We start from the raw sequence: 19,946 nt of genomic DNA, 5'->3' as shown, positions 1-19,946 counted from the left end.
ACGACCAGCGAGGCCACGACCACCCAGGCGCGGTAGTTGGGCAGCACCATGAAGCCCAGGTCGGTGGCGCTCGAGAGCGCCTCGGGCGCGTCGTAGGCCAGGCCCGAGACGCCGTAGATGGAGCGGAACACGCCCTCGATGAGCAGCGTGAGACCCAAGGTGAGCAGCAGGCCGTAGAGGTGGTCGAGCTTGTAGATCCAGCGCAGCAGCAGCCGCTCGATCAGCACGCCGAACAGGCCGATGACGATGGGTGCGGCGATCAGCATCACCCAGTAGTTGATGCCGAAATATTCCATCGCCATCCAGGTGAGCACCGCGCCGAGCATGAACAGCGCGCCGTGCGCGAAGTTGATGACGTTGAGCAGGCCGAAGATGACGGCCAGCCCGAGGCTCAGGATGGCATAGAAGGAGCCGTTGACCAGCCCCAGGAGGAGCTGGCTCAACAAGGCGGGAAGGGAAATGGTCATAGGGGATTCAGCAAGCGCGGGCCCGAGCGGGTCCGCGGGGGTCGGTCATTTCCAGAGCGCGCACTTGCTCTCGGCCTTGGTCGTGAAGACCTGGTCGCCCGGCAGCTTGGCCACGACCTTGTAGTAGTCCCAGGGCTGGCGCGACTCGGACGGCGCCTTGACCTGCATCAGGTACATGTCGTGCACGAAGCGGCCGTCGGCACGCACGGTGCCCTTGGCGTAGAAGTCGTCGATGGGCATCTTCTTGATCTGCTCCATCACCTTGTCGGCATCGGTGGTCTTGGCCGCCTGTACCGCCTTCAGGTAGGTCATGGTGGCCGAGTAGTCGGCGGCCTGGATGTCGGTGGGCATGCGCTTGGTCTTGTCGAAGAACTTGCGGCCGAAGGCGCGCGTGCGTTCGTCGAGGTTCCAGTCCCAGCTGGTGGTGAGCAGCAGGCCCTCGGTGTTCTTCAGGCCCAGGCTGTGGATGTCGGTGATGAACACCAGCAGGCCGGCCATCTTCATCGACTTGGTGATGCCGAATTCCTTGGCCGCCTTGATCGCGTTGATGGTGTCGCCGCCGGCATTGGCCAGGCCGAGGATCTGCGCCTTCGAGTTCTGCGCCTGCAGCAGGAAGGACGAGAAGTCGGAGGCGTTGAGCGGGTGCTTGACGCCGCCCACCACGGTGCCGCCCTTCTCCTTCACCACCTTCGCGGTATCGGCCTCGAGCGCGGCACCGAAGGCGTAGTCGGCGGTCAGGAAGAACCAGTTCTTGCCGCCCTGCTCCACCACGGCGCCGCCCGTGCCCTTGGCCAGCGCGACGGTGTCGTAGGCGTAGTGCACGGTGTAGGGGCTGCACTGCTCGTTGGTGAGCGCCGAGGTGCCGGCGCCGTTGACCACGAACACGCGCTTCTTCTCCTGCGCCACCTTGGCCATCGCGAGACCCGTGCCCGAGTTGGTGCCGCCGAACAGCATGGTCAGGCCCTGCGTGTCGATCCACTCGCGCGCCTTCGAGGCCGCGATGTCGGCCTTGTTCTGGTGGTCGGCGGTCAGCAGCTCGATCGGCAGGCCGTTGACCTTGCCGCCGAAGTCGTCGATGGCCATCTGGATCGCCACCGCGCCATTCTTGCCCTCCACGTCGGCGTAGAGACTGGACATGTCGGTGACGAAACCGATCTTGACCTTGTCCTGCGCCTGGGCGGCGCCCGCCGCCACGAAGGCAGTGGCGAGCAGACAGGCGGAAGCGATGGCGCTGCGTTTCATGGTGGTGATCCTCGTGGTGGTCTCGTGTTCTTCGGCGGGGCGGTCTCAGGCGCTCTTCACTTCCAGAGCGCGCACTTGGTTTCGGCCTTGGTCGTGAAGACCTGGTCGCCCGGCAGCGTCTTGAGCACCTTCAGGTAGTCCCAGGGCTTCTTCGACTCGGCCGGCGACTTCGCTTCCACCAGGTACATGTCGTGGATGAAGCTGCCGTCGGCGCGGATCTGGCCCTTGCCGTAGAAGTCGTCGATCTTCATGCTCTTGAGCTGCGCCATCACCTTGTCGGAATCGGTGGTCTTGGCGGCGGCCACGGCCTTCAGGTAGGTCATCGTGGCCGAGTAGTCGGCGGCCTGCACGTCGGTCGGCATGCGCTTGGTCTTCTCGAAGAAGCGGTTGGCGAACTTGCGCGTGTCGTCGTTGAGGTCCCAGTACCAGCTCGTGGTGTGCAGCAGGCCTTCGGTGTTCTTCAGGCCCAGGCTGTGGATGTCGCTGAGGAACACCAGCAGGCCCGCGGTCTTCATGGTCTTGTTGATGCCGAATTCCTTCGCCGCCTTGATCGCGTTGATGGTGTCGCCGCCGGCATTGGCCAGGCCGAGGATCTGCGCCTTCGAGTTCTGCGCCTGCAGCAGGAAGGACGAGAAGTCCGAAGCATTGAGCGGATGGCGCACCGAGCCCACCACCGAGCCGCCCTTCTCCTTGACCACCTTGGTGGTGTCGGCTTCGAGCGCATGGCCGAAGGCGTAGTCGGCGGTCAGGAAGAACCAGCTCTTGCCGCCGCGGTCGACCACCGCCGCGCCCGTGCCCTTGGCCAGCGCGACCGTGTCGTAGGCGTAGTGGATGGTGTAGGGGCTGCACTGCTCGTTGGTCAGCACCGAGCTGCCCGCGCCGTTGTTGAAGTACACGCGCTTCTTCTCTTCGGCCACCTTGGCCGTGGCCAGCGCCACGCCCGAGTTGGTGCCGCCGAAGACCATGGTCACGCCGGCGGTGTCGATCCATTCGCGCGCCTTCGAGGCAGCGATGTCGGCCTTGTTCTGGTGGTCGGCGGTCAGCAGCTCGATCGGCTGGCCCAGCACCTTGCCGCCGAAGTCGTCGATGGCCATCTGGATGGCGGTGGCGCCACCCTTGCCTTCGAGGTCGGCGTACAGGCTCGACAGGTCGGTGACGAAGCCGATCTTGACCTTTTCCTGGGCCTGCGCGCCGGTGGCTGCGAGGGCGAGGACGGCGATGGCACCTGCGATGAGGCCGAGTTTCTTTTGCATGCGAAGTCTCCTGAAAGAATCTTTGTGAGATGAGGACGGGAACGTCGGGGTCTTGTGGACGGGAGGGGAAAAAGGTTCAGACGCCCAGCAGCTCGTTGAGCACCGGCATCTTGGCTTCGAGTTCCGCGGCGCCGAACTTCTCGACGATGCGGCCGTGCTCCATCACGTAGAAGCGATCGGCCAACGGCGCCGCGAAGCGGAAGTTCTGCTCCACCATCACGATGGTGTAGCCCTTGGAACGCAAGGTCGTGATCATTCGCGCCAGCGCCTGCACGATCACCGGCGCCAGGCCTTCGGAGATCTCGTCGAGCAACAGCAGCTTGGCGCCCGTGCGCAGGATGCGCGCCACCGCGAGCATCTGCTGCTCGCCGCCCGACAGCCGCGTGCCCTGGCTGTGGCGGCGCTCCGCCAGGTTCGGGAACATCGCGTAGATCTCGTCGACCGACATGCCCTGCCCCGCGCCTTTCAGTTCCGGCGGCAGCATCAGGTTCTCCTCGCACGACAGGCTCGCGAAGATGCCCCGCTCCTCGGGGCAGTAGCCGATGCCCAGGTGCGCGATGCGGTGCGTGGGCATCGCGATCGTTTCCTTGCCATTGACCTCGATGCTGCCCTTGCGCGCGCCGGTCAGGCCCATGATCGCGCGCAGCGTCGTCGTGCGGCCCGCGCCATTGCGGCCCAGCAAGGTGACGACCTCACCCGGCTGCACGACCATGTCGACGCCATGCAGCACATGCGATTCGCCGTACCAGGCCTGCAGGCCCTTGATCTCGAGTGCGGCGGTCATCAGTGGGCTCCCTGCAGTTGGCCGTCGGTGGTGCCCATGTAGGCCTCCATGACCTGCGGGTTCTTCGAGACCTCCGCGTAGGGGCCTTCGGCCAGCACCGCGCCACGCTGCAGCACGGTGATGGTGTCGGCGATGGTCGAGACCACGCTCATGTTGTGCTCCACCATCAGGATGGTGCGTCCGGCCGACACGCGCTTGATCAGCTCGGCCACGCGGTGCACGTCCTCATGGCCCATGCCCTGCGTGGGTTCGTCCAGCAGCATCAGCTCGGGCTCCATCGCGAGCGTGGTCGCGATCTCGAGCGCGCGCTTGCGGCCATAGGGCAGGTTCACGGTCTGCTCTTCGGCGAGTTCTTCGAGGCCCACCTCGGCGAGCAGCTCGCGCGCCCGGGCGTTGAGCGGCTCGAGCGACTTCTCGCTCTTCCAGAAGTGGTACGAGGTGCCCAGCCTGCGCTGCAGCCCCAGGCGCACGTTCTCCAGCAGCGTGAGGTGCGGGAACACGGCCGAGATCTGGAACGAGCGGATGATGCCGCGCCGCGCGATCTGCGCGGGGCGCTCGCCCGTGATGTCCTGGCCGTTGAACAGGATCGTGCCGCTGGTGGGCTCGAGGAACTTCGTGAGCAGGTTGAAGCAGGTCGTCTTGCCTGCGCCGTTGGGGCCGATGAGCGCGTGGATCGAACCGCGCACGACCGAGAGATTGACCTTGCTGACCGCGGTGAAACCCTTGAATTCCTTGGTGAGCTGGCGTGTTTCGAGAATGACGTCGCTCATCTCGCGAAGCCGCCCGGGTAGTGACCGAAAAAGTCTGTCATGCGTTTGTTCTCACAGCGCCACCATCGAGCGCGGACCGATTGTTGGGGGGCGCCTCTCGCTTGCATACTGGGGCAAATGCCTATGCTGCAGTGCAACCTTCTCGAACGGTGACGCATGTCCGGCATGCATGCCATCGGCACACTGTCGCCGCGACGACAAAGCATGTGCACCACAGCATGGCGCGCGCACCCGACCGCTGCTTTTTCGCGCGCACTTCCGAACTACATCGCCGCTGCATCGCCCGCGGTCCATCGGCGGCAGGCAGGTGGCTTCGGCCCGCGCGCGCCGACCTTCGCGATTCGCACAAGTCTTGTGCGGCGGCGCATCTACACCGGCACGCCCGCGCTTCGTACGCTTCGGTCTTCTTCAGTCACACAGAGAAGTCCATGCAGCATCCCAGCATCCGCACGCTCACCGGCGCGCAGCCGACCACCCGCCTCGATCCCGCCACCACGGCGCTGATCGCGATCGATTTCCAGAACGAGTACTTCGACGGCCGCATGCCGATCCCCGATGGCCTGCCGGCATTGCGCCAGGCCCGGCGGCTGATCGAGGCGGCGGACCGGCATGCGATGCCGGTGTTCCATGTGCAGCACCTCGCGCCCGCCGACAGCCCGATCTTCGCGCAGGGCAGCGCGGCCTTCGACATCCACTCCGAGCTGAGCCCCGCCGCGCGGCACGCGGTGCTGACGAAGGCGACACCGAGCGCCTTCGCGGGCACCTCGCTCGACGCGGAACTGCAGGCGCGCGGCATCCGCACCTTGATCCTCACCGGCCTGATGACCCACATGTGCGTGTCGGCCACCGCCTTCGATGCCGCGCCGCGCGGCTACCAGAACCTGATCGCGGGCGATGCCTGCGCGACGCGCGACCTCGACCTGGAGGACGGCGGCGTGCTCGGCCATCGCGAACTGCATCGCGCGGCGCTGCGCGGCGTGTCGGACGTGGTGGCCGAGGTGCGTTCGACCGACGAGTTGCTGGGTCTGCTCGATCAGCCGACGCTGTAACGCAACGCCGCGAAATCGACGAAGGCGCGCACCTTGGGCGACAGGTGCCGATTCTGCGGATAGAGCGCGTAGAGGTTCAACGCCGGCTGGCTGAAGTCCGGCAGCACGCGCACCAGCTCGCCGCGCGCGAGGTGGTCGCGCAGCAGGAAGGCCGGCGAGAGCGCGAGCCCGGTGCCGGCCAGCGCGGCCGTGCGCAGCACGATGCCGCTGTTGGCCTGCAGCCGGCCGCCGACCTCGACCGTGTGCACGCTGCGGTCGCGCGCGGTGAAGCTCGGTTGCCCGGCCTTGCCCGCGAGCGAGTAGTTGAGGCACTCGTGCGCCGCGAGGTCGGCGGGCACGACCGGCGTGCCGCGCCGCCGCAGGTAATCGGGCGAGGCCACCCACCACTCCTCGAAGCTGGCGAGCCGCTTGACGATCAGCGTCGAATCCGACAGCGCATAGGCCAGCCGCAGGCCCACGTCGAAGCCCTCCTCGATCAGGTCGACGAAGCGGTCGTTGCACACCAGGTCGACCTTGAGCTGCGGGTGCGCTTCGAGAAAAGCCGGCAGCCATTGCGCGAGCGCCTCGAGGCCGAAGGACATCGGCGCGTTGATGCGCAGCAGGCCCGTGGGCTCGACCTGGTGCCGTGCGACGGCCAGCGCGGCAGCCTCGAGCTGGTCGAGGATCTGGCGGCTGTGCTGGTAGTAGGTCTGTCCGGCCTCGGTGAGCGCGAAGCGGCGCGTGGTGCGGTTGAGCAGCTGCACGCCGAGCGCGGCCTCCAGCTGCTTGACCTGGCGCGAGACGACGGTGTGCGAGACGTCCATGGCCTCGGCCGCGGCCGTGAAGCCGCCGGCCTCGACCACGGCGCGAAATGCCTTCAAGGCGGCGAACTGATCCATGCGCGCGACTGTATGCGAACGAAACCCCCGGGCCTCTTGCGAAACCCGGGGGTCGATGGGAGATGTGGCGAGCGCGGACTCAGTGCGCGCCGGCCGCCGCGTCGCTGCCCGCGCCGCCCGATTGCGGCCGCGCGAACCACACCAGCGGAATCAGCAGCAGGAACAGCACGGCCGACGCATAGAAGATGTCGTTCGAAGCCAGCATGAAGGACTGCTGGTCGACCAGGCGATTGATCTGGCCCATCACCTGCTCGGTGCTGAAGCCGTTGCTCGCGAGGCCCGACATCGCGCTGGTGGCCGCGATGTTGCCCTGGTTGATCGACTCGGCGAGCTGCGCGTGGTGCAGCGTCGCGCGGTTCTCCCACAGCGTGGTGGCGATCGAGGTGCCCATGGCGCCAGCCGTGATGCGCAGGAAGTTCGACAGGCCCGAGGCGGCCGGGATGCGGTCGGGCGTGAGGCCCGAGAGCGTGACCGTCACCAGCGGGATGAAGAAGAACGCCATCGCGATGCCCTGGATGAAGGTCGGGATCATGATGGTCCCGAAATCGGCCTGGGTGTTGAAGTTCGACCGCATCCACAGCACCAGCGCGAACACCAGGAACGAGAAAGTGGCGTAGCGGCGCGGGTCGACCTTGGCGATGGTCAGCCCCACCACCGGCGACAGGAAGATCGCCAGCAGCCCCACCGGCGCCATCACCATGCCGGCCTGGGTCGCGGTGTAGCCCATCCATTGCTGCAGCCACAGCGGCAGCAGCACCACGTTGCCGAAGAACAGGCCGTAGGCCACGGCGGTGGCGACCGCGCCCGACCAGAAGTTGCGGCGCTTGAACAGCGACAGGTCGACCACCGGATGCTTCTCGGTCAGCTCCCAGATCAGGAAGAAGGCGAAGCCGACGACGGCCACCACCGCGAGCGTGACGATCTGCGCCGAGTGGAACCAGTCGAGCTCCTTGCCCTTGTCGAGCATGAGCTGCAGCGCGCCGACCCAGATCACCAGCAGCGCGAGGCCGATGGCGTCGATCGGCACCTTGTGGGTCAGGCTCTCGCGCTTGCGGTACAGCACCCAGGTGATGGCCGCGGCGACGATGCCCACCGGGATGTTGATGTAGAAGATCCAGGGCCAGGAGATGTTGTCGGTGATCCAGCCGCCGAGCAGCGGCCCCATCACGGGCGCGACCAGCGTGGTCATGGACCACATGGCCATCGCGAGGCCGGCCTTGGCGCGCGGATAGCTCGACAGCAGCAGCGTCTGCGACAGCGGGATCATCGGCCCCGCGACGAAGCCCTGCAGCGCGCGGAACGCGATCAGCGTGGTCATGTTCGGCGCCAGGCCGCACAGCAGCGAACTGATCATGAACAGGATCACGCTCGCCACGAACAGGCGGACCTGGCCGAAGCGCTGCGTCATGAAGCCGGTGAGCGGCACCGCGATGGCATTGGCCACCGCGAAGCTGGTGATGACCCAGGTGCCTTGCGTGGTGCTCACGCCAAGGTCGCCCGAGATGGCCGGCAACGACACGTTCGCGATCGACGAGTCGAGCACGTTCATGAAGGTGGCGGCCGAAAGCGCGATCGTCCCCCACACGCGGGCGGAGCCCTCGAGCGGAGGCGGTGCGACGTAGGCGGGTGCGGCGGCGGTGGCCATGGTTCAGCGCGACAGCGGTCGGAACGAAAGCGCCGTGGCGATCAACCGGGCTGGCCTTGTGCGGGGATCTGCGCGGCCGAGGCCGGCGAGATCGCGGGCGCGGCGCGGTTGGCGGGCACCGAGGGCACGTGCACCGCCTTGGCGGTCGCGCTGTTGCCGAGGTTGGCGGCCACGATGCGGTCGACCTCGGCGTCGGCGCCGCGGTCGAGCTGGCTGTAGACCTGCGTCTGCGTGAGCGCGGCGGCGCGCGGCGCGTCGGCCAGCATCTTGCCGGCCTTCTGCGTGATGTCGACCTCGACGTCCATCGACAGGCCGATGCGCAGCGGGTTGGCCTTGAGCTGCTCGGCGTCGAGCGCGATGCGCACCGGCACGCGCTGCACCACCTTGATCCAGTTGCCGGTGGCGTTCTGCGCGGGCAGCAGCGCGAAGGCGCTGCCGGTGCCCACGCCGAGGCCGGCGACCTTGCCCGTGTACTCGACCTTCTTGCCGTAGACGTCGGCGGTGAGCTTCACCGGCTGGTCGATGCGGATGTTGCGCAGCTGCACTTCCTTGAAGTTGGCGTCGACCCACAGCTGGTTGAGCGGCACGATCGACATCATCGGCGTGCCGGCCGCGACGCGCTGGCCGAGCTGCACGGTGCGCTTGGCGACATAGCCGTCGACCGGCGCGGGCATGGCGACGCGCTGCGTGGCGAGGTAGGCCTCGCGCACCTTGGCGGCGGCGGCCAGCACGCTCGGGTGCTCGGCCACGCTGGTGCCCTCGGTCAGCGACTGGTTGCTGGCGAGCTGCTCGCGCGCGGCGATCACGCCGGCCTGCGCCGCGGCCAGCGCGCTCTTCGCGTTGGCGAGCGTGGTCTCGGCATGGTTGAGTTCTTCCTTCGACACCGCGCCGTTGCCCGACAGCGCGCGGCGGCGCTGCAGGTCGTCCTGGGCCTTGGCGATGTCGCTCTGGGCCTTGACGATGTCGCTCTGGCGCAGCGTGACCTGCGCGGCCAGCGAGCCGTTGTTGGCGTACAGCGTGCGGGTCTGGCGCACGGTCTGCGCGAGCGCGGCCTCGGCCTGTTCGAGCGCGACCTTGGCATCGGCCGGGTCGAGCTGCACCAGCGGCTGGCCGGCCTTCACGTAGTCGGTGTCGTCGGCGTTGATCGCCATCACGGTGCCGCCGATCTGCGGCGTGATCTGGATCACGTTGCCCTGCACGTAGGCGTTGTCGGTGTCCTCGTAGTGGCTGGCCACCAGCCATTCGTAGAGGCCCCAGCCGCCACCGACCACGACCACCGCGGCGGTGAGCGCGGTGAGTGCGCGACGGCGCTTGCCGTTGCCTGCTTCGGGGACCGCGGCGGAGGAAGGAGCAGCGGTGGTCTGTGTGTTGTTGTCGCTCATGATGGTCTTTCCGGATTCGAAAGAGAGATTCAGTGGGTCGCGGCCGACGGGGTCGCGGATGCCGTGGTGGTGGCGCCGGAAGCGGCGCTCGCGGTGTTCGACGGAGGCTGCCAGCCGCCGCCGAGCGCACGCGCCAGCGCGACCTGGGTGTCGAGCGCGCGCGCGGCGAGGTCGACGGCGAGCCGGCGCTGCGCCAGCACCGAGGTCTCGGCGGTCAGCACGTTGAGGTAGTTGCCGAGGCCCGCGCGGTAGCGCTGCACGGCGATGTCGTAGGCGCCTTCGGCGGCCGTCTGCGCGGCGCGCTGTTCGGCCTGCTGGCGCGCGATCGACTGGATGCTGGTGACCTGGTCGGCCGCGTCGCGCACGGCGTCGATCACGGTGGCGTTGTAGCTCTCGACCGCGGCATCGAGGTCGGCCGACTTGCCGCGCAGGTTGGCGCGCAACTGGCCGCCCTCGAAGATCGGCAGGTGGATCGCCGGGCCCACGCCCCACTGCTCGCTGCCCGACTTCAGCAGCTTGCCGAAGCCCAGGCTCTGGAAGCCGACGAAGGCCGTGAGGTTGACGTTGGGATAGAACAGGGTCTTGGCATTGGCCACGTCGCTGGTGGCGGCCTCGACGCGCCAGCGCGCGGCCGCGATGTCGGCGCGGCGGCCCAGCAGGTCGGCCGGGATCGAGGCCTGCAGGCCGATCGGCTTGACGCCGTCGATCAGCGGCGGCTTGAGCGCGTCGCTCGCGCCGGGCTGGCCCACGAGCGCATCGAGCGCATGCTTGGCGATCGCGACCTGCTCGTTGAGCGCCTCGATCTGCTGGCGCGCCTCGGGCAGGCCGCCTTCGCTCTGGCGCAGTTCGAGCCGGGTGTCGAGGCCGGCCGACACGCGGTCGCGCACCAGCTTCAGGGTTTCGTCGCGCTGCGCCAGGGTGCGCTGCGCCACCGCGAGCTGGTCGTTGAGGCGCGCCCACTGGAAGTAGCTGCGCGCCACGTTGCTCGCGAGCAGCACGCGGGCCGCGTCGGCATCGGCGGCGGCCGCATTGGCGGCGCCGATCGCGGCGTCGAGCGCGGTGCGGTTCTTGCCGAAGAAGTCGAGCTCCCAGCTCGCGCCGAGCTGCAGCAGGCCGACGTTCTGGATCGAGCCGCCCAGCGGTTCGGGATAGATGTAGTTGGTGTTGAACTTCTGGCGCGTGGCGTCGAAGTCGAGCCCGACCTGGGGCTTGAGTGCCGCGCCCGCGACGCCGGCATTGGCCTGCGCGCGCGCGAGGCGGGCCTGCGCGACCTGCAGGTTCGGGTTGCCGGCCACAGCCTGGTCGACCAGGCCGTTGAGCTGCGCGTCGCCGAAGGCCAGCCACCATTGGCTGTCGAGGGCGGGAGCGGCGGCCTTGTCGGCCGAGGCGATGCCCAGCGAGCCGGCATCGCGCAGCTTGGCATGGCCGCCGATGCCGGCCATGTCGGCACAGCCGGCCAGCGCGACCACCAGCAGCGCGGCGGCGACGACGGGGGTGCGGCGCAGGGCACGCACGGCGAATGAATCAGTCATTTTTTCCTCCACGGGCCGCGAGGGCCTGTGCGTTGTCGAGGATGCGGCGCAAGTAGGACTTGAGCTGCCCCCATTCATCGGCGGTGAAGTCCGCCAGCAATTCGTTCTGCACGCGGCTCAGGACGTGGGGCACTTCCTTGGCGGCCGCGCGGCCCTCGTCGGTGAGCTCGATGTTGACCACGCGCCGGTCTTCGAGCGAACGCACGCGCCGGCACAGGCCCTTGGCCTCGAGCCGGTCGAGCAGGCGCGTCATGGCGCCGGTGTCGAGCTCGCAGGCGCGCGCCAGTTCGGCCACCGTGGTGGCCGCGCCGATGTGCAGCTTGTAGAGCGGAACCCACTGCGGATAGGTCGGGCTGCCGGGCTCGCACATGCGGGTTTCCACCGACTGCGCCACCGTCGTGACGATCCGGCGCATCAGGTAGCCGATGCTTTCCTCGGTCGAATACGACTCCGCCCGGTAGAAATCGGGCGCACGACGCACCTCGTCCGGTGCAACCGGAGCGTCATCGGGAGCAGTGGCATCGTTCATGGCCCGAATATTAGCTGCCATGGCAATTATTGTCAAGGCGACCTTTGTGAAGGCAAAGGTTCTCTCGCTAGAATCGCGCCCCATGGCATCCTCCCCCTCGCCGGCCTCCACGGCCAAGGGCTCGCCCCGATCGCTGTCGGGGCTGGGCCCTTTTCTTCGTCCCTACCGTGTGCAGATCACGCTGGCCGCCGTCTTCCTGGTCATGGCGGCGGTCACGACGCTGGTGTTCCCCCTGGCCCTCCGCAGCCTGATCGACGGCGGCCTGGTCAACCCCGACAAGGGCGCCCAGACGATGGCGCTGCGCGAGCATTTCGGCGCCCTGTTCGCGGTGGCGGTCGCGCTCGGGCTGTTCTCGGCGGCGCGCTTCTACACGGTGAGCTGGCTCGGCGAGCGCGTCACGGCCGACCTGCGCAACGCGGTCTACAGCCGGGTGCTGCGCCAGAGCCCGGTGTTCTTCGAGACCACCCAGACCGGCGAGGTGCTGTCGCGCCTGACGGCCGACACGACGCTGGTGCAGACGGTGGTCGGCTCCTCGCTGAGCATGGGCCTGCGCAACGCAGTGATGGGCGTGGGCGCGCTCGCGATGCTGATCTGGACCAATCCCTACGTGATGGTGCAGGTGCTCGGCCTGCTGGTGGTGGTGGTGCTGCCGAGCATGTGGTTCGGCCGCCGCGTGCGCCGGCTGTCGCGCGCCAGCCAGGACCGCGTGGCCGACTCGAGCGCGATCGCGGCCGAGGTGCTGAACGCGATCCCCGTGGTGCAGAGCTACACCGCCGAGGACCGCGAGGCCGGCCGCTTCGAGGGCTCGACCGAGAGCGCGTTCCGCACCGCCGTGCGCCGCACCAAGGCGCGCTCGGTGCTGGTCGCCTTCATCATCATCGCGACCTCGGCGGCGCTGCTGTGGGGCCTGTACCAGGGCACGCAGGCGGTGCTGCGCGGCGACATCACGGCCGGCCACCTGGGCCAGACCGTGGTCTACGTGGCGATCCTCGCGAGCGCCACCGCGGTGCTCGGCGAGGTCTACGGCGACCTGCTGCGCGCCGCCGGCGCCACCGAGCGCCTGATGGAGCTGCTGCATGCGCCCGCGGCCATCGTCTCGCACGCCGCGCCGGTGCGCTCGCCCGTGCCCGCCGCGGGCAGCGCGATCGTGTTCGACAGGATCACCTTCCACTACCCCTCGCGGCCCGGCACGCCGGCGCTGCGCGACTTCTCGCTGGCCGTGACGCCGGGCGAGACGGTGGCGCTGGTCGGCTCGAGCGGCGCCGGCAAGAGCACGGTGTTCCAGCTGCTGCTGCGCTATTACGACCCGCAATCGGGCCAGCTGCTGCTCGACGACGCGCCGCTGGCCTCGCTGGCGCTGCACGACCTGCGCACGCGCATCGGCCTGGTGCCGCAGGACGCCGTGATCTTCTCGGCCAGCGCGCTCGAGAACATCCGCTACGGCCGGCCCGAGGCCAGCGTCGAGGAGGTGCACGCGGCCGCCCGCGCCGCCTTCGCGCACGACTTCCTGCAGGCGCTGCCGCAGGGCTACGACACCTTCCTCGGCGAACGCGGCGTGCGGCTGTCGGGCGGCCAGCGCCAGCGCATCGCGATCGCGCGCGCCATGCTCAAGAACCCGCCGCTGCTGCTGCTCGACGAGGCCACGAGCGCGCTCGACGCCGAAAGCGAACGCATGGTGCAGGCCGCGCTCGAATCGGCGATGGAAGGCCGCACGACGCTGGTGATCGCGCACCGGCTGGCCACCGTGCAGAAGGCCGACCGCATCGTGGTGCTCGACCATGGCGGCATCGTCGAACAGGGCACGCATGCGGCGCTGGTGGCGCAGGGCGGGGTCTATGCGCGGCTGGCGGCGCTGCAGTTCACGAGCTGAGAGCGACCCGGGTCCCGGAAAGCAAAAAGGAGAGCCGGGGCTCTCCTTTTTTTATTGCAGGGTTTCCTTGAGCCCCGCCGGGATCGGCAGCGGCATCACCGCGATCCCCTCGTCGAGCAGCGCCTCGGTCTGCTCGGGCGTGGCCTGGCCGCGGATGCCGCGCTCCTTGGTCTCGCCGTAGTGCATGCGGCGGGCCTCGTCGGCGAAGCGGTCGCCGACGTCCTCGGTCTTGGCCAGCACCTCGCGCACGGCACGCATCCAGCGCGCCTCGGGCGACATCTCGGCCGGCAGCTGGGCGGGCGCCGATGCGACCGCCGGGTTCGAGCGCTCGGCCTCGGGCGCCTTCGCGTTGCCGAGGTTCAGGCGCGGCGCGCTCAGCAGCTTGACGATCGCGGTGTCGGCGCAGACCGGGCACTCGACCAGTCCGCGCGCGAGCTGGCTCTCGAAGTCCTCATTGGACCCGAACCAGCCTTCGAAGCCGTGGCCGTGCGCGCATTGGAGATCGAGGACCTTCATGCGCGCGATTATCCCCGGGCCGAGTCGCCCTGCCAGTCGAGGGCCCATGCGCCCGAGCCCGTGTTCTGCAGCCACAGCGCGCAGGCCAGGGTCTTGGCGTCGGTGACCGAGCCGTCGCGGCACCAGCCCAGAAGCTCTTCGGGCGTGGCGGTGAACACGTCGAGGAATTCGCCGTGGTCGAGCTGGCGCTCGCCGAGCGAGAGGCCGCGCGCGAAGTAGATATGGATGATCTCGGTCGAATAGCCCACCGCCAGATGCATCGCGCCGGCACGCGCCCATTCGCGCGCGCGGTAGCCGGTTTCCTCGAGCAGCTCGCGCTGGCCGCAGACCAGCGGATCCTCGCCCGCATCGAGCTTGCCCGCGGGAAACTCGATCATCACCCGGCCCACCGGGTAGCGGAACTGGCGCTCGAGCACCACGCGGCCGTCGTCGAGCAGCGGGATCACCACCACGGCGCCTGGATGCACGACGTACTCGCGCGTGGCGCTGTGGCCATCGGGCAGCTTCACGGTGTCGCGGCGGACCTCGAGGAAGTTGCCCTTGGCGAGCGATTCGCGCGAGGTGAGCTCTTCGCGCAGGTGCGCGTCTGCGGGGATGCTGGATGTCATGGTCCGCTCCGTGGTCGGGTGGGTGGCGCGCTCAGTGCCGGTGCTTCATCAGGTAGCGCCAGGTGAAGCCCGGGAAGGCCAGCACGATGAACAGCGCGCCGGTCACCGCATAGAACTCCCAGCCCTGCGTGGCGATCTGCCCTGCCCTGCGTTCGAACAGCAGGCCGATGCCGCCGGCCAGGAAGTACAGCACCACCAGCTCGCCGAAGCGCATGGCCAGCGTCTTGCGCACGCCGATCGCCACGGCGCCGAACAGCCGGTCGTTGAGGAACGGCAGGTTGGCCGCCAGCAGGGCCAGCAGCAACACCACCCAGACCGAAGCCGTCTGCGACACCTTGTGCGGGCCCTGGCGCGCGGCGCGTCAGTTCGCCAGCGTGGCGACGATGGCCTTGGCGCACAGCGTCATCAGGCCGCCCGGCACGATGCCGAGGATCAGGATCAGCGCGCCGTTGATCGTCAGCACGGTGCGCACGTCGCGCGGCGCCGACACGGTGCTGGCCGTGACTGGTGCGTCGAAGTACATGACCTTGACCACGCGCAGGTAGTAGAAGGCGCCCACCAGCGACATCAGCACCGCGAACACGGCCAGGCCGATGTAGAGGGCCTGGCCCGAGGCGATCAGCGCCTGCAGCACCGCGAGCTTGGCGTAGAAACCGACCAGCGGCGGAATGCCCGCGAGCGAGAACATGGTGATCGCCATCACGCCGGCATACAGCGGGCTGCGCTGGTTGAGGCCGGCCAGGTCGGTGATCTCCTCGCTCTCGAAGCCTTCGCGCGCCAACAGCAGAATGGTGCCGAAGCTCGCCAGCGTCGTGAGCACGTAGGTCACGATGTAGAACATCGAGGCGCTGTAGGCGAATTGGGCGTTGTAGGTGTTGCCGTTGACCACGCCGGCGACCAGGCCGAGCAGCACGAAGCCCATCTGCGAGATGGTCGAGTAGGCCAGCATGCGCTTGAGGTTGGTCTGCGCGATGGCGGCCAGGTTGCCGACCAGCAGCGAGGCGATGGCCAGCAGCGCGAGCATCTGCTGCCAGTCGATCGCCAGCGGCAGCAGGCCTTCGACCAGCAGGCGGATGATGATCGCGAAGGCCGCGAGTTCGGGTGCGGCGCCGATCATCAGCGTGATCGCCGTGGGCGCGCCCTGGTAGACGTCGGGCACCCACATGTGGAAGGGAGCGGCACCGACCTTGAACGCCAGGCCGGCCACGATGAACACCAGGCCGAACACCAGCACCTGGTGGTTGACCTTGCCGCTCGCGATGGCCTTGAACACCTCGTTCACGTCGAGCGAACCGGTGGCGCCGTACATCATCGACAGGCCGTAGAGCAGGAAGCCGCTGGCCATCGCGCCGAGCACGAAGTACTTCATGGCGGCTTCGCTGGCGACCGCGTTGTCGCGGCGCAGCGCCACCAACGCGTAGCTCGAGAGCGTCAGCAGTTCGAGGCCCAGGTAGATCAGCAGGAAGTTGCTGCCCGACATCATCACGAACATGCCCAGCAGCGCGAACATGCCCAGCGTGAACATCTCGCCGCCGCGCAGCATGTCGCGGTCGGCCGCGTAGGGACGGCCGTAGACCAGCGTGACCATCAGCGCCAGCGAGGCGAAGCACTTGAGCCAGTTGCCCATCGGGTCGCTCACGACCATGTTGCCGAAGCCGTAGATGGTCTTGCCGCCGCTCGCAGCCATGCCCGTCATCGCGGCCACCACGGCCAGCGTGATCAGGGTCAGGACGTAGGTGCGGGTGCGGCGCGCGCTGGTGTCCGACAAGTCGACCAGCGCGATGATGCAGGCCATGACCAGCAACACGATTTCAGGGTAGATCGTGACCCAGCTGAGTTTGTCAATCATCTCGTTCTCTTCTTCAGCCAGCCATCAGGAGGGGATCTTCGACACCGCGACATGACGCAGCAGCTGGGTCACGGAGGCGTCCATCACGTCGGTGAAGGGCTTGGGGAACAGGCCCATCCACAGCACCGCGATCGCCAGCAGCGCCAGCATCACGAACTCGCGCGCATTGATGTCGCTGAGTTCCTTCACGTGGTCGTTGCCGACCGGGCCGAGGTAGACGCGCTTGTACATCCACAGCGTGTAGGCGGCGCCGAAGATCAGCGCGGTGGCCGAGGCCAGGCCGATCCAGAAGTTGGCCTTGACCGCGCCCAGGATCACCATCCACTCGCCGACGAAACCGGCGGTGCCCGGCAGGCCGCAGTTGGCCATCGCGAACAGCAGCATGAAGGCAGCGAACTTGGGCATGGTGTTGACCACGCCGCCGTAGTCGGCGATCTGGCGCGAATGCACGCGGTCGTAGAGCACGCCGATGCCGAGGAACATGGCGCCCGACACGAAGCCGTGGGCGATCATCTGCACGATGCCGCCGGACACGCCGAGTTCGTTGAAGATGAAGAAGCCGAGCGTCACGAAGCCCATGTGGGCGACCGACGAATAGGCCACGAGCTTCTTCATGTCCTGCTGCACCATCGCGACCAGGCCGACGTAGATCACGGCGATCAGCGACAGCGCGATCATGAGCCAGGCCCATTCGTGCGCGGCGTCGGGCGCGATCGGCATCGAGAAGCGCAGGAAGCCGTAGGCGCCGAGCTTCAGCATGATCGCGGCCAGCACGGCGGAACCGCCGGTCGGGGCCTCGACGTGCACGTCGGGCAGCCAGGTGTGGACCGGCCACATCGGCACCTTGACCGCGAAGGCCGCGAAGAAGGCGAAAAACAGCAGCGTCTGGGCGTGGCCGCTCAGCGGCAGCTTGTGCCAGGTCAGGATGTCGAAGCTGCCGCCCGAGGTGTTGTACAGGTAGATCAGCGCCACCAGCATCAAGAGCGAGCCGAGCAGCGTGTAGAGGAAGAACTTGAAGGCCGCGTAGATCTTGTTCGGGCCGCCCCAGATGCCGATGATCAGGTACATCGGGATCAGCGTGGCTTCGAAGAAGACGTAAAACAGCAGGCCGTCGATGGCCGAGAACACGCCGATCATCAGGCCCGACAGGATCAGGAACGCGCCCATGTACTGGTTGACGCGCTCGGTGATCACTTCCCAGGCCGAGATCACCACGATGATGGTGATGAAGGCGGTCAGCAGCACGAACCACACCGACAGGCCGTCGACGCCCAGGTTGTAGTTGATGTTGAAGCGCTCGATCCAGGGCGCCTTCTCCACGAACTGCATCGCGGCGCTGCCGTTCTGGAACCGCGAGATCAGCGGCAGCGTGACCAGGAAGCTCACGATCGACCCGACGAGCGCCACCCAGCGCACGCCCTTGGCGTGCTCGTCGCGACCGAACGCCAGCAGCACGGCACCGAATGCGATCGGCACCCAGATGGCAAGGCTCAACAAACCCATTTTTCTTTTACTCCAGCGCTTTGCGGCTTAGCGTTTGAACCAGACGAAGTACGTCATCAGGACGAAGATCCCGAGCAGCATCGCGAAGGCGTAGTGGTAGATGTAGCCCGACTGCAGCCAGCGGACCACGCCAGAGATGCGGCCCACCAGCTTCCACGAGCCATTGACGACCGCGCCGTCGATCAGCGCCTGATCGCCGCCCTTCCACAGGCCCATGCCCAGGGCGCGGGCGCCGCGCGCGATGATGTTCTCGTTGATCCAGTCGAGGTAGTACTTGTTCTCGAGCAGGCGGTACACGGGGCCGAAGGCGCGCTTGATCGCGGCCGGCAGCGCCGGGTTGACCATGTACATGTAGTAGGACAGCGCCACGCCCGCGAGCGCGAGCCAGAACGGCATGGTCTGCAGGCCGTGGATGGCCATCGCGCCGGCACCGTGGAAGGCCTCTTCGAGCTCCTTCATGGCGTGGTGCTTCGTGGCGTCGACGAAGATCGCGTCCTTGAAGAATTCGCCGTAGAGCATCGGGTGGATCGTCAGGAAGCCGATGACCACCGAGGGGATCGCGAGCAGCACCAGCGGCAGCCACACCACCCAGGGCGACTCGTGCGGCTTGTGGTCGTCGTGACCGTGGCCATGGCCGTGGTCGTCGTGTGCGTGATGGTCGTCGTGGTGCGCATCGGGGTTCTGGTCGTAGCGTTCCTTGCCGTGGAAGACCAGGAAGTACATGCGGAACGAATAGAAGGCCGTGACGAACACGCCGATCAGCACCGCGTAGTAGGCGAAGTTCGCGCCCCACAGGTGGCTTTCCTTCACCGCCTCGATGATGCTGTCCTTCGAGTAGAAGCCCGAGAACAGCGGCGTACCGATCAGCGCCAGCGAGCCCAGCAGCGAGGTGATCCAGGTGATCGGCATGTACTTGCGCACGCCGCCCATCCAGCGGATGTCCTGGTTGTGGTGCATGCCGATGATCACCGAGCCGGCACCGAGGAACAGCAGCGCCTTGAAGAAGGCGTGGGTCATCAGGTGGAACACCGCGACCGAGTAGGCCGAGGCGCCGAGCGCCACCGTCATGTAGCCCAGCTGCGACAGCGTGGAGTACGCCACCACGCGCTTGATGTCGTTCTGGATGATGCCGAGGAAGCCCATGAACAGCGCGGTGATGGCGCCGATCACGAGGATGAAGCTCAGGGCCGTGTCGCTCAGTTCGAACAGCGGCGACATGCGCGCCACCATGAAGATGCCGGCCGTCACCATGGTCGCCGCGTGGATCAGCGCCGAGATCGGGGTCGGGCCTTCCATCGAGTCGGGCAGCCACACGTGCAGCGGGAACTGCGCGCTCTTGCCCATCGCGCCGATGAACAGGCAGATGCAGATCACGGTGATCAGCATCCAGTCGGTGCCCGGGAAGGTGATGCCGCCGAGCGTGCCGGCCTTGGCGAAGGCTTCGGTGTAGTTGAGCGTGCCCGCGTAGGCCGCGATCAGGCCGATGCCGAGGATGAAGCCGAAGTCGCCCACACGGTTGACCAGGAAGGCCTTCATGTTGGCGAAGATCGCGGTCGGCTTGTTGAACCAGAAGCCGATCAGCAGGTACGACACCAGGCCCACCGCTTCCCAGCCGAAGAACAGCTGCAGCATGTTGTTGCTCATGACGAGCATCAGCATGGAGAAGGTGAACAGCGAGATGTACGAGAAGAAGCGGTTGTAGCCCTCGTCCTCTTCCATGTAGCCGATGGTGTAGATGTGGACCATCAGCGACACGAAGGTCACGACGCACATCATCATCGCGGTGAGGCCGTCGACCATGAAGCCGACTTCCATCTTGAGGCCGCCGACGACCATCCATTCGTAGAGGGTCTGGTTGAAGCGGGCGCCGTCGACGATGACCGACTTGAGCGTCAGCGCCGACATGACGAAGGCCACGAACACGCCGAGGATGGTCAGCGAATGCGTGATCTTGCGGCCGATGTGGTTGCCGCCGAACTTGGTGCCGAAGATGCCGGCCAGGACCGCCCCGACCAGGGGGGCCATCGGAACGGCCAGCAGCGTGGATGCAGAAAGGGTTGCGCTCATTC

The 19,946-nt window shown here is 67.5% G+C and carries 18 protein-coding genes; 2 read left to right on the top strand and 16 right to left on the bottom strand.

All coding sequences use genetic code 11. The features are described from left to right. The 5 genes from AC07RV_RS28730 to AC07RV_RS28710 form a co-directional block, all read right to left on the bottom strand. A partial coding sequence (locus tag AC07RV_RS28730) for a branched-chain amino acid ABC transporter permease (protein WP_492714552.1) occupies positions 1-467 on the bottom strand: 467 nt, incomplete at its 3' end. A 45-nt stretch (positions 468-512) separates the two neighbouring features. Next, positions 513-1,709 (bottom strand): ABC transporter substrate-binding protein, encoded by a 1,197-nt coding sequence (locus tag AC07RV_RS28725; protein ID WP_093356153.1) that lies wholly within the window; start codon positions 1,707-1,709, stop codon positions 513-515. 56 nt (positions 1,710-1,765) lie between these two features. Further along, entirely contained in the window at positions 1,766-2,962 is a 1,197-nt protein-coding gene (locus AC07RV_RS28720) for an ABC transporter substrate-binding protein (protein ID WP_492714555.1), read from the bottom strand. A 76-nt stretch (positions 2,963-3,038) separates the two neighbouring features. Next, positions 3,039-3,746, bottom strand: a complete 708-nt coding sequence (locus tag AC07RV_RS28715) for an ABC transporter ATP-binding protein (RefSeq protein ID WP_203201894.1) — start codon at positions 3,744-3,746, stop codon at positions 3,039-3,041. Further along, the gene (locus AC07RV_RS28710) at positions 3,746-4,516 is read right to left on the bottom strand and encodes an ABC transporter ATP-binding protein (protein WP_208513586.1); all 771 of its coding nucleotides are present in this window, start codon (positions 4,514-4,516) and stop codon (positions 3,746-3,748) included. The genes AC07RV_RS28715 and AC07RV_RS28710 overlap by 1 nt, the downstream gene beginning before the upstream one ends. A 428-nt stretch (positions 4,517-4,944) precedes the next feature. Here AC07RV_RS28710 and AC07RV_RS28705 point away from each other — a divergent pair, with 428 nt between their 5' ends. After that, a complete protein-coding gene (locus tag AC07RV_RS28705; RefSeq protein ID WP_296775842.1) occupies positions 4,945-5,565 on the top strand; it encodes a cysteine hydrolase family protein in 621 nt (206 codons plus the stop codon). On the opposite strand, the gene AC07RV_RS28700 is transcribed toward AC07RV_RS28705, so the two are convergent. From AC07RV_RS28700 to AC07RV_RS28680, 5 genes are all read right to left on the bottom strand, one after another. After that, positions 5,550-6,443, bottom strand: coding sequence for a LysR family transcriptional regulator (locus tag AC07RV_RS28700; RefSeq protein WP_296775845.1), 894 nt, complete (start codon positions 6,441-6,443; stop codon positions 5,550-5,552). The two genes, AC07RV_RS28705 and AC07RV_RS28700, sit on opposite strands and share 16 nt — an antisense overlap. 79 nt (positions 6,444-6,522) lie before the next feature. Continuing rightward, positions 6,523-8,088, bottom strand: coding sequence for a DHA2 family efflux MFS transporter permease subunit (locus tag AC07RV_RS28695; protein WP_093339330.1), 1,566 nt, complete (start codon positions 8,086-8,088; stop codon positions 6,523-6,525). A gap of 41 nt (positions 8,089-8,129) precedes the next feature. Next, a complete protein-coding gene (locus AC07RV_RS28690) occupies positions 8,130-9,470 on the bottom strand; it encodes an HlyD family secretion protein (RefSeq protein ID WP_093339332.1) in 1,341 nt (446 codons plus the stop codon). 29 nt (positions 9,471-9,499) lie between these two features. Continuing rightward, the gene (locus AC07RV_RS28685; RefSeq protein ID WP_093339335.1) at positions 9,500-11,002 is read right to left on the bottom strand and encodes an efflux transporter outer membrane subunit; all 1,503 of its coding nucleotides are present in this window, start codon (positions 11,000-11,002) and stop codon (positions 9,500-9,502) included. Further along, positions 10,995-11,531 (bottom strand): MarR family winged helix-turn-helix transcriptional regulator, encoded by a 537-nt coding sequence (locus AC07RV_RS28680; protein WP_093339337.1) that lies wholly within the window; start codon positions 11,529-11,531, stop codon positions 10,995-10,997. The genes AC07RV_RS28685 and AC07RV_RS28680 overlap by 8 nt, the downstream gene beginning before the upstream one ends. Positions 11,532-11,613: 82 nt before the next feature. Between AC07RV_RS28680 and AC07RV_RS28675 the strand changes: the two genes are divergently transcribed. Further along, entirely contained in the window at positions 11,614-13,401 is a 1,788-nt protein-coding gene (locus AC07RV_RS28675) for an ABC transporter transmembrane domain-containing protein (protein WP_296775854.1), read from the top strand. Between the two features lie 51 nt (positions 13,402-13,452). On the opposite strand, the gene AC07RV_RS28670 is transcribed toward AC07RV_RS28675, so the two are convergent. The 6 genes from AC07RV_RS28670 to nuoL are packed head-to-tail and all read right to left on the bottom strand — an operon-like array spanning position 13,453 to position 19,944. Further along, on the bottom strand, positions 13,453-13,917 hold the full coding sequence (locus tag AC07RV_RS28670) for a DUF1178 family protein (RefSeq protein WP_296775856.1): 465 nt from the start codon (positions 13,915-13,917) through the stop codon (positions 13,453-13,455). Between the two features lie 8 nt (positions 13,918-13,925). Then, positions 13,926-14,525, bottom strand: a complete 600-nt coding sequence (locus tag AC07RV_RS28665; protein ID WP_296775859.1) for an NUDIX domain-containing protein — start codon at positions 14,523-14,525, stop codon at positions 13,926-13,928. Positions 14,526-14,556: 31 nt separating this feature from the next. Further along, positions 14,557-14,859, bottom strand: coding sequence for a DUF2818 family protein (locus tag AC07RV_RS28660; RefSeq protein WP_093339347.1), 303 nt, complete (start codon positions 14,857-14,859; stop codon positions 14,557-14,559). Positions 14,860-14,886: 27 nt separating this feature from the next. Then, the gene (gene nuoN / locus AC07RV_RS28655) at positions 14,887-16,374 is read right to left on the bottom strand and encodes an NADH-quinone oxidoreductase subunit NuoN (protein ID WP_093339349.1); all 1,488 of its coding nucleotides are present in this window, start codon (positions 16,372-16,374) and stop codon (positions 14,887-14,889) included. Between the two features lie 24 nt (positions 16,375-16,398). Further along, positions 16,399-17,877 carry an NADH-quinone oxidoreductase subunit M gene (locus tag AC07RV_RS28650; protein WP_093339352.1) on the bottom strand — a complete coding sequence of 493 codons (1,479 nt, stop codon included), beginning with the start codon at positions 17,875-17,877 and terminating at the stop codon, positions 16,399-16,401. A gap of 27 nt (positions 17,878-17,904) precedes the next feature. Continuing rightward, positions 17,905-19,944, bottom strand: a complete 2,040-nt coding sequence (gene nuoL / locus AC07RV_RS28645) for an NADH-quinone oxidoreductase subunit L (RefSeq protein ID WP_296775864.1) — start codon at positions 19,942-19,944, stop codon at positions 17,905-17,907. Positions 19,945-19,946 lie beyond the last annotated feature (2 nt).

This window comes from Variovorax sp. GW821-FHT09B01 (assembly GCF_059418345.1).
The sequence above is the reverse complement of the archived record's forward strand: the minus strand, read 5'-3'. Positions and strand labels throughout refer to the sequence as shown.

Excerpts from the sequence above, each read along its gene's own strand:
- AC07RV_RS28725 (WP_093356153.1), bottom strand. The coding sequence starts at position 1,709 with ATGAAACGCAGCGCCATCGCTTCCGCCTGTCTGCTCGCCACTGCCTTC.
- AC07RV_RS28720 (WP_492714555.1), bottom strand. The coding sequence starts at position 2,962 with ATGCAAAAGAAACTCGGCCTCATCGCAGGTGCCATCGCCGTCCTCGCC.
- AC07RV_RS28715 (WP_203201894.1), bottom strand. The coding sequence starts at position 3,746 with ATGACCGCCGCACTCGAGATCAAGGGCCTGCAGGCCTGGTACGGCGAA.
- AC07RV_RS28710 (WP_208513586.1), bottom strand. The coding sequence starts at position 4,516 with ATGAGCGACGTCATTCTCGAAACACGCCAGCTCACCAAGGAATTCAAG.
- AC07RV_RS28705 (WP_296775842.1), top strand. The coding sequence starts at position 4,945 with ATGCAGCATCCCAGCATCCGCACGCTCACCGGCGCGCAGCCGACCACC.
- AC07RV_RS28700 (WP_296775845.1), bottom strand. The coding sequence starts at position 6,443 with ATGGATCAGTTCGCCGCCTTGAAGGCATTTCGCGCCGTGGTCGAGGCC.
- AC07RV_RS28695 (WP_093339330.1), bottom strand. The coding sequence starts at position 8,088 with ATGGCCACCGCCGCCGCACCCGCCTACGTCGCACCGCCTCCGCTCGAG.
- AC07RV_RS28690 (WP_093339332.1), bottom strand. The coding sequence starts at position 9,470 with ATGAGCGACAACAACACACAGACCACCGCTGCTCCTTCCTCCGCCGCG.
- AC07RV_RS28685 (WP_093339335.1), bottom strand. The coding sequence starts at position 11,002 with ATGACTGATTCATTCGCCGTGCGTGCCCTGCGCCGCACCCCCGTCGTC.
- AC07RV_RS28680 (WP_093339337.1), bottom strand. The coding sequence starts at position 11,531 with ATGAACGATGCCACTGCTCCCGATGACGCTCCGGTTGCACCGGACGAG.
- AC07RV_RS28675 (WP_296775854.1), top strand. The coding sequence starts at position 11,614 with ATGGCATCCTCCCCCTCGCCGGCCTCCACGGCCAAGGGCTCGCCCCGA.
- AC07RV_RS28670 (WP_296775856.1), bottom strand. The coding sequence starts at position 13,917 with ATGAAGGTCCTCGATCTCCAATGCGCGCACGGCCACGGCTTCGAAGGC.
- AC07RV_RS28665 (WP_296775859.1), bottom strand. The coding sequence starts at position 14,525 with ATGACATCCAGCATCCCCGCAGACGCGCACCTGCGCGAAGAGCTCACC.
- nuoN (WP_093339349.1), bottom strand. The coding sequence starts at position 16,374 with ATGATTGACAAACTCAGCTGGGTCACGATCTACCCTGAAATCGTGTTG.
- AC07RV_RS28650 (WP_093339352.1), bottom strand. The coding sequence starts at position 17,877 with ATGGGTTTGTTGAGCCTTGCCATCTGGGTGCCGATCGCATTCGGTGCC.
- nuoL (WP_296775864.1), bottom strand. The coding sequence starts at position 19,944 with ATGAGCGCAACCCTTTCTGCATCCACGCTGCTGGCCGTTCCGATGGCC.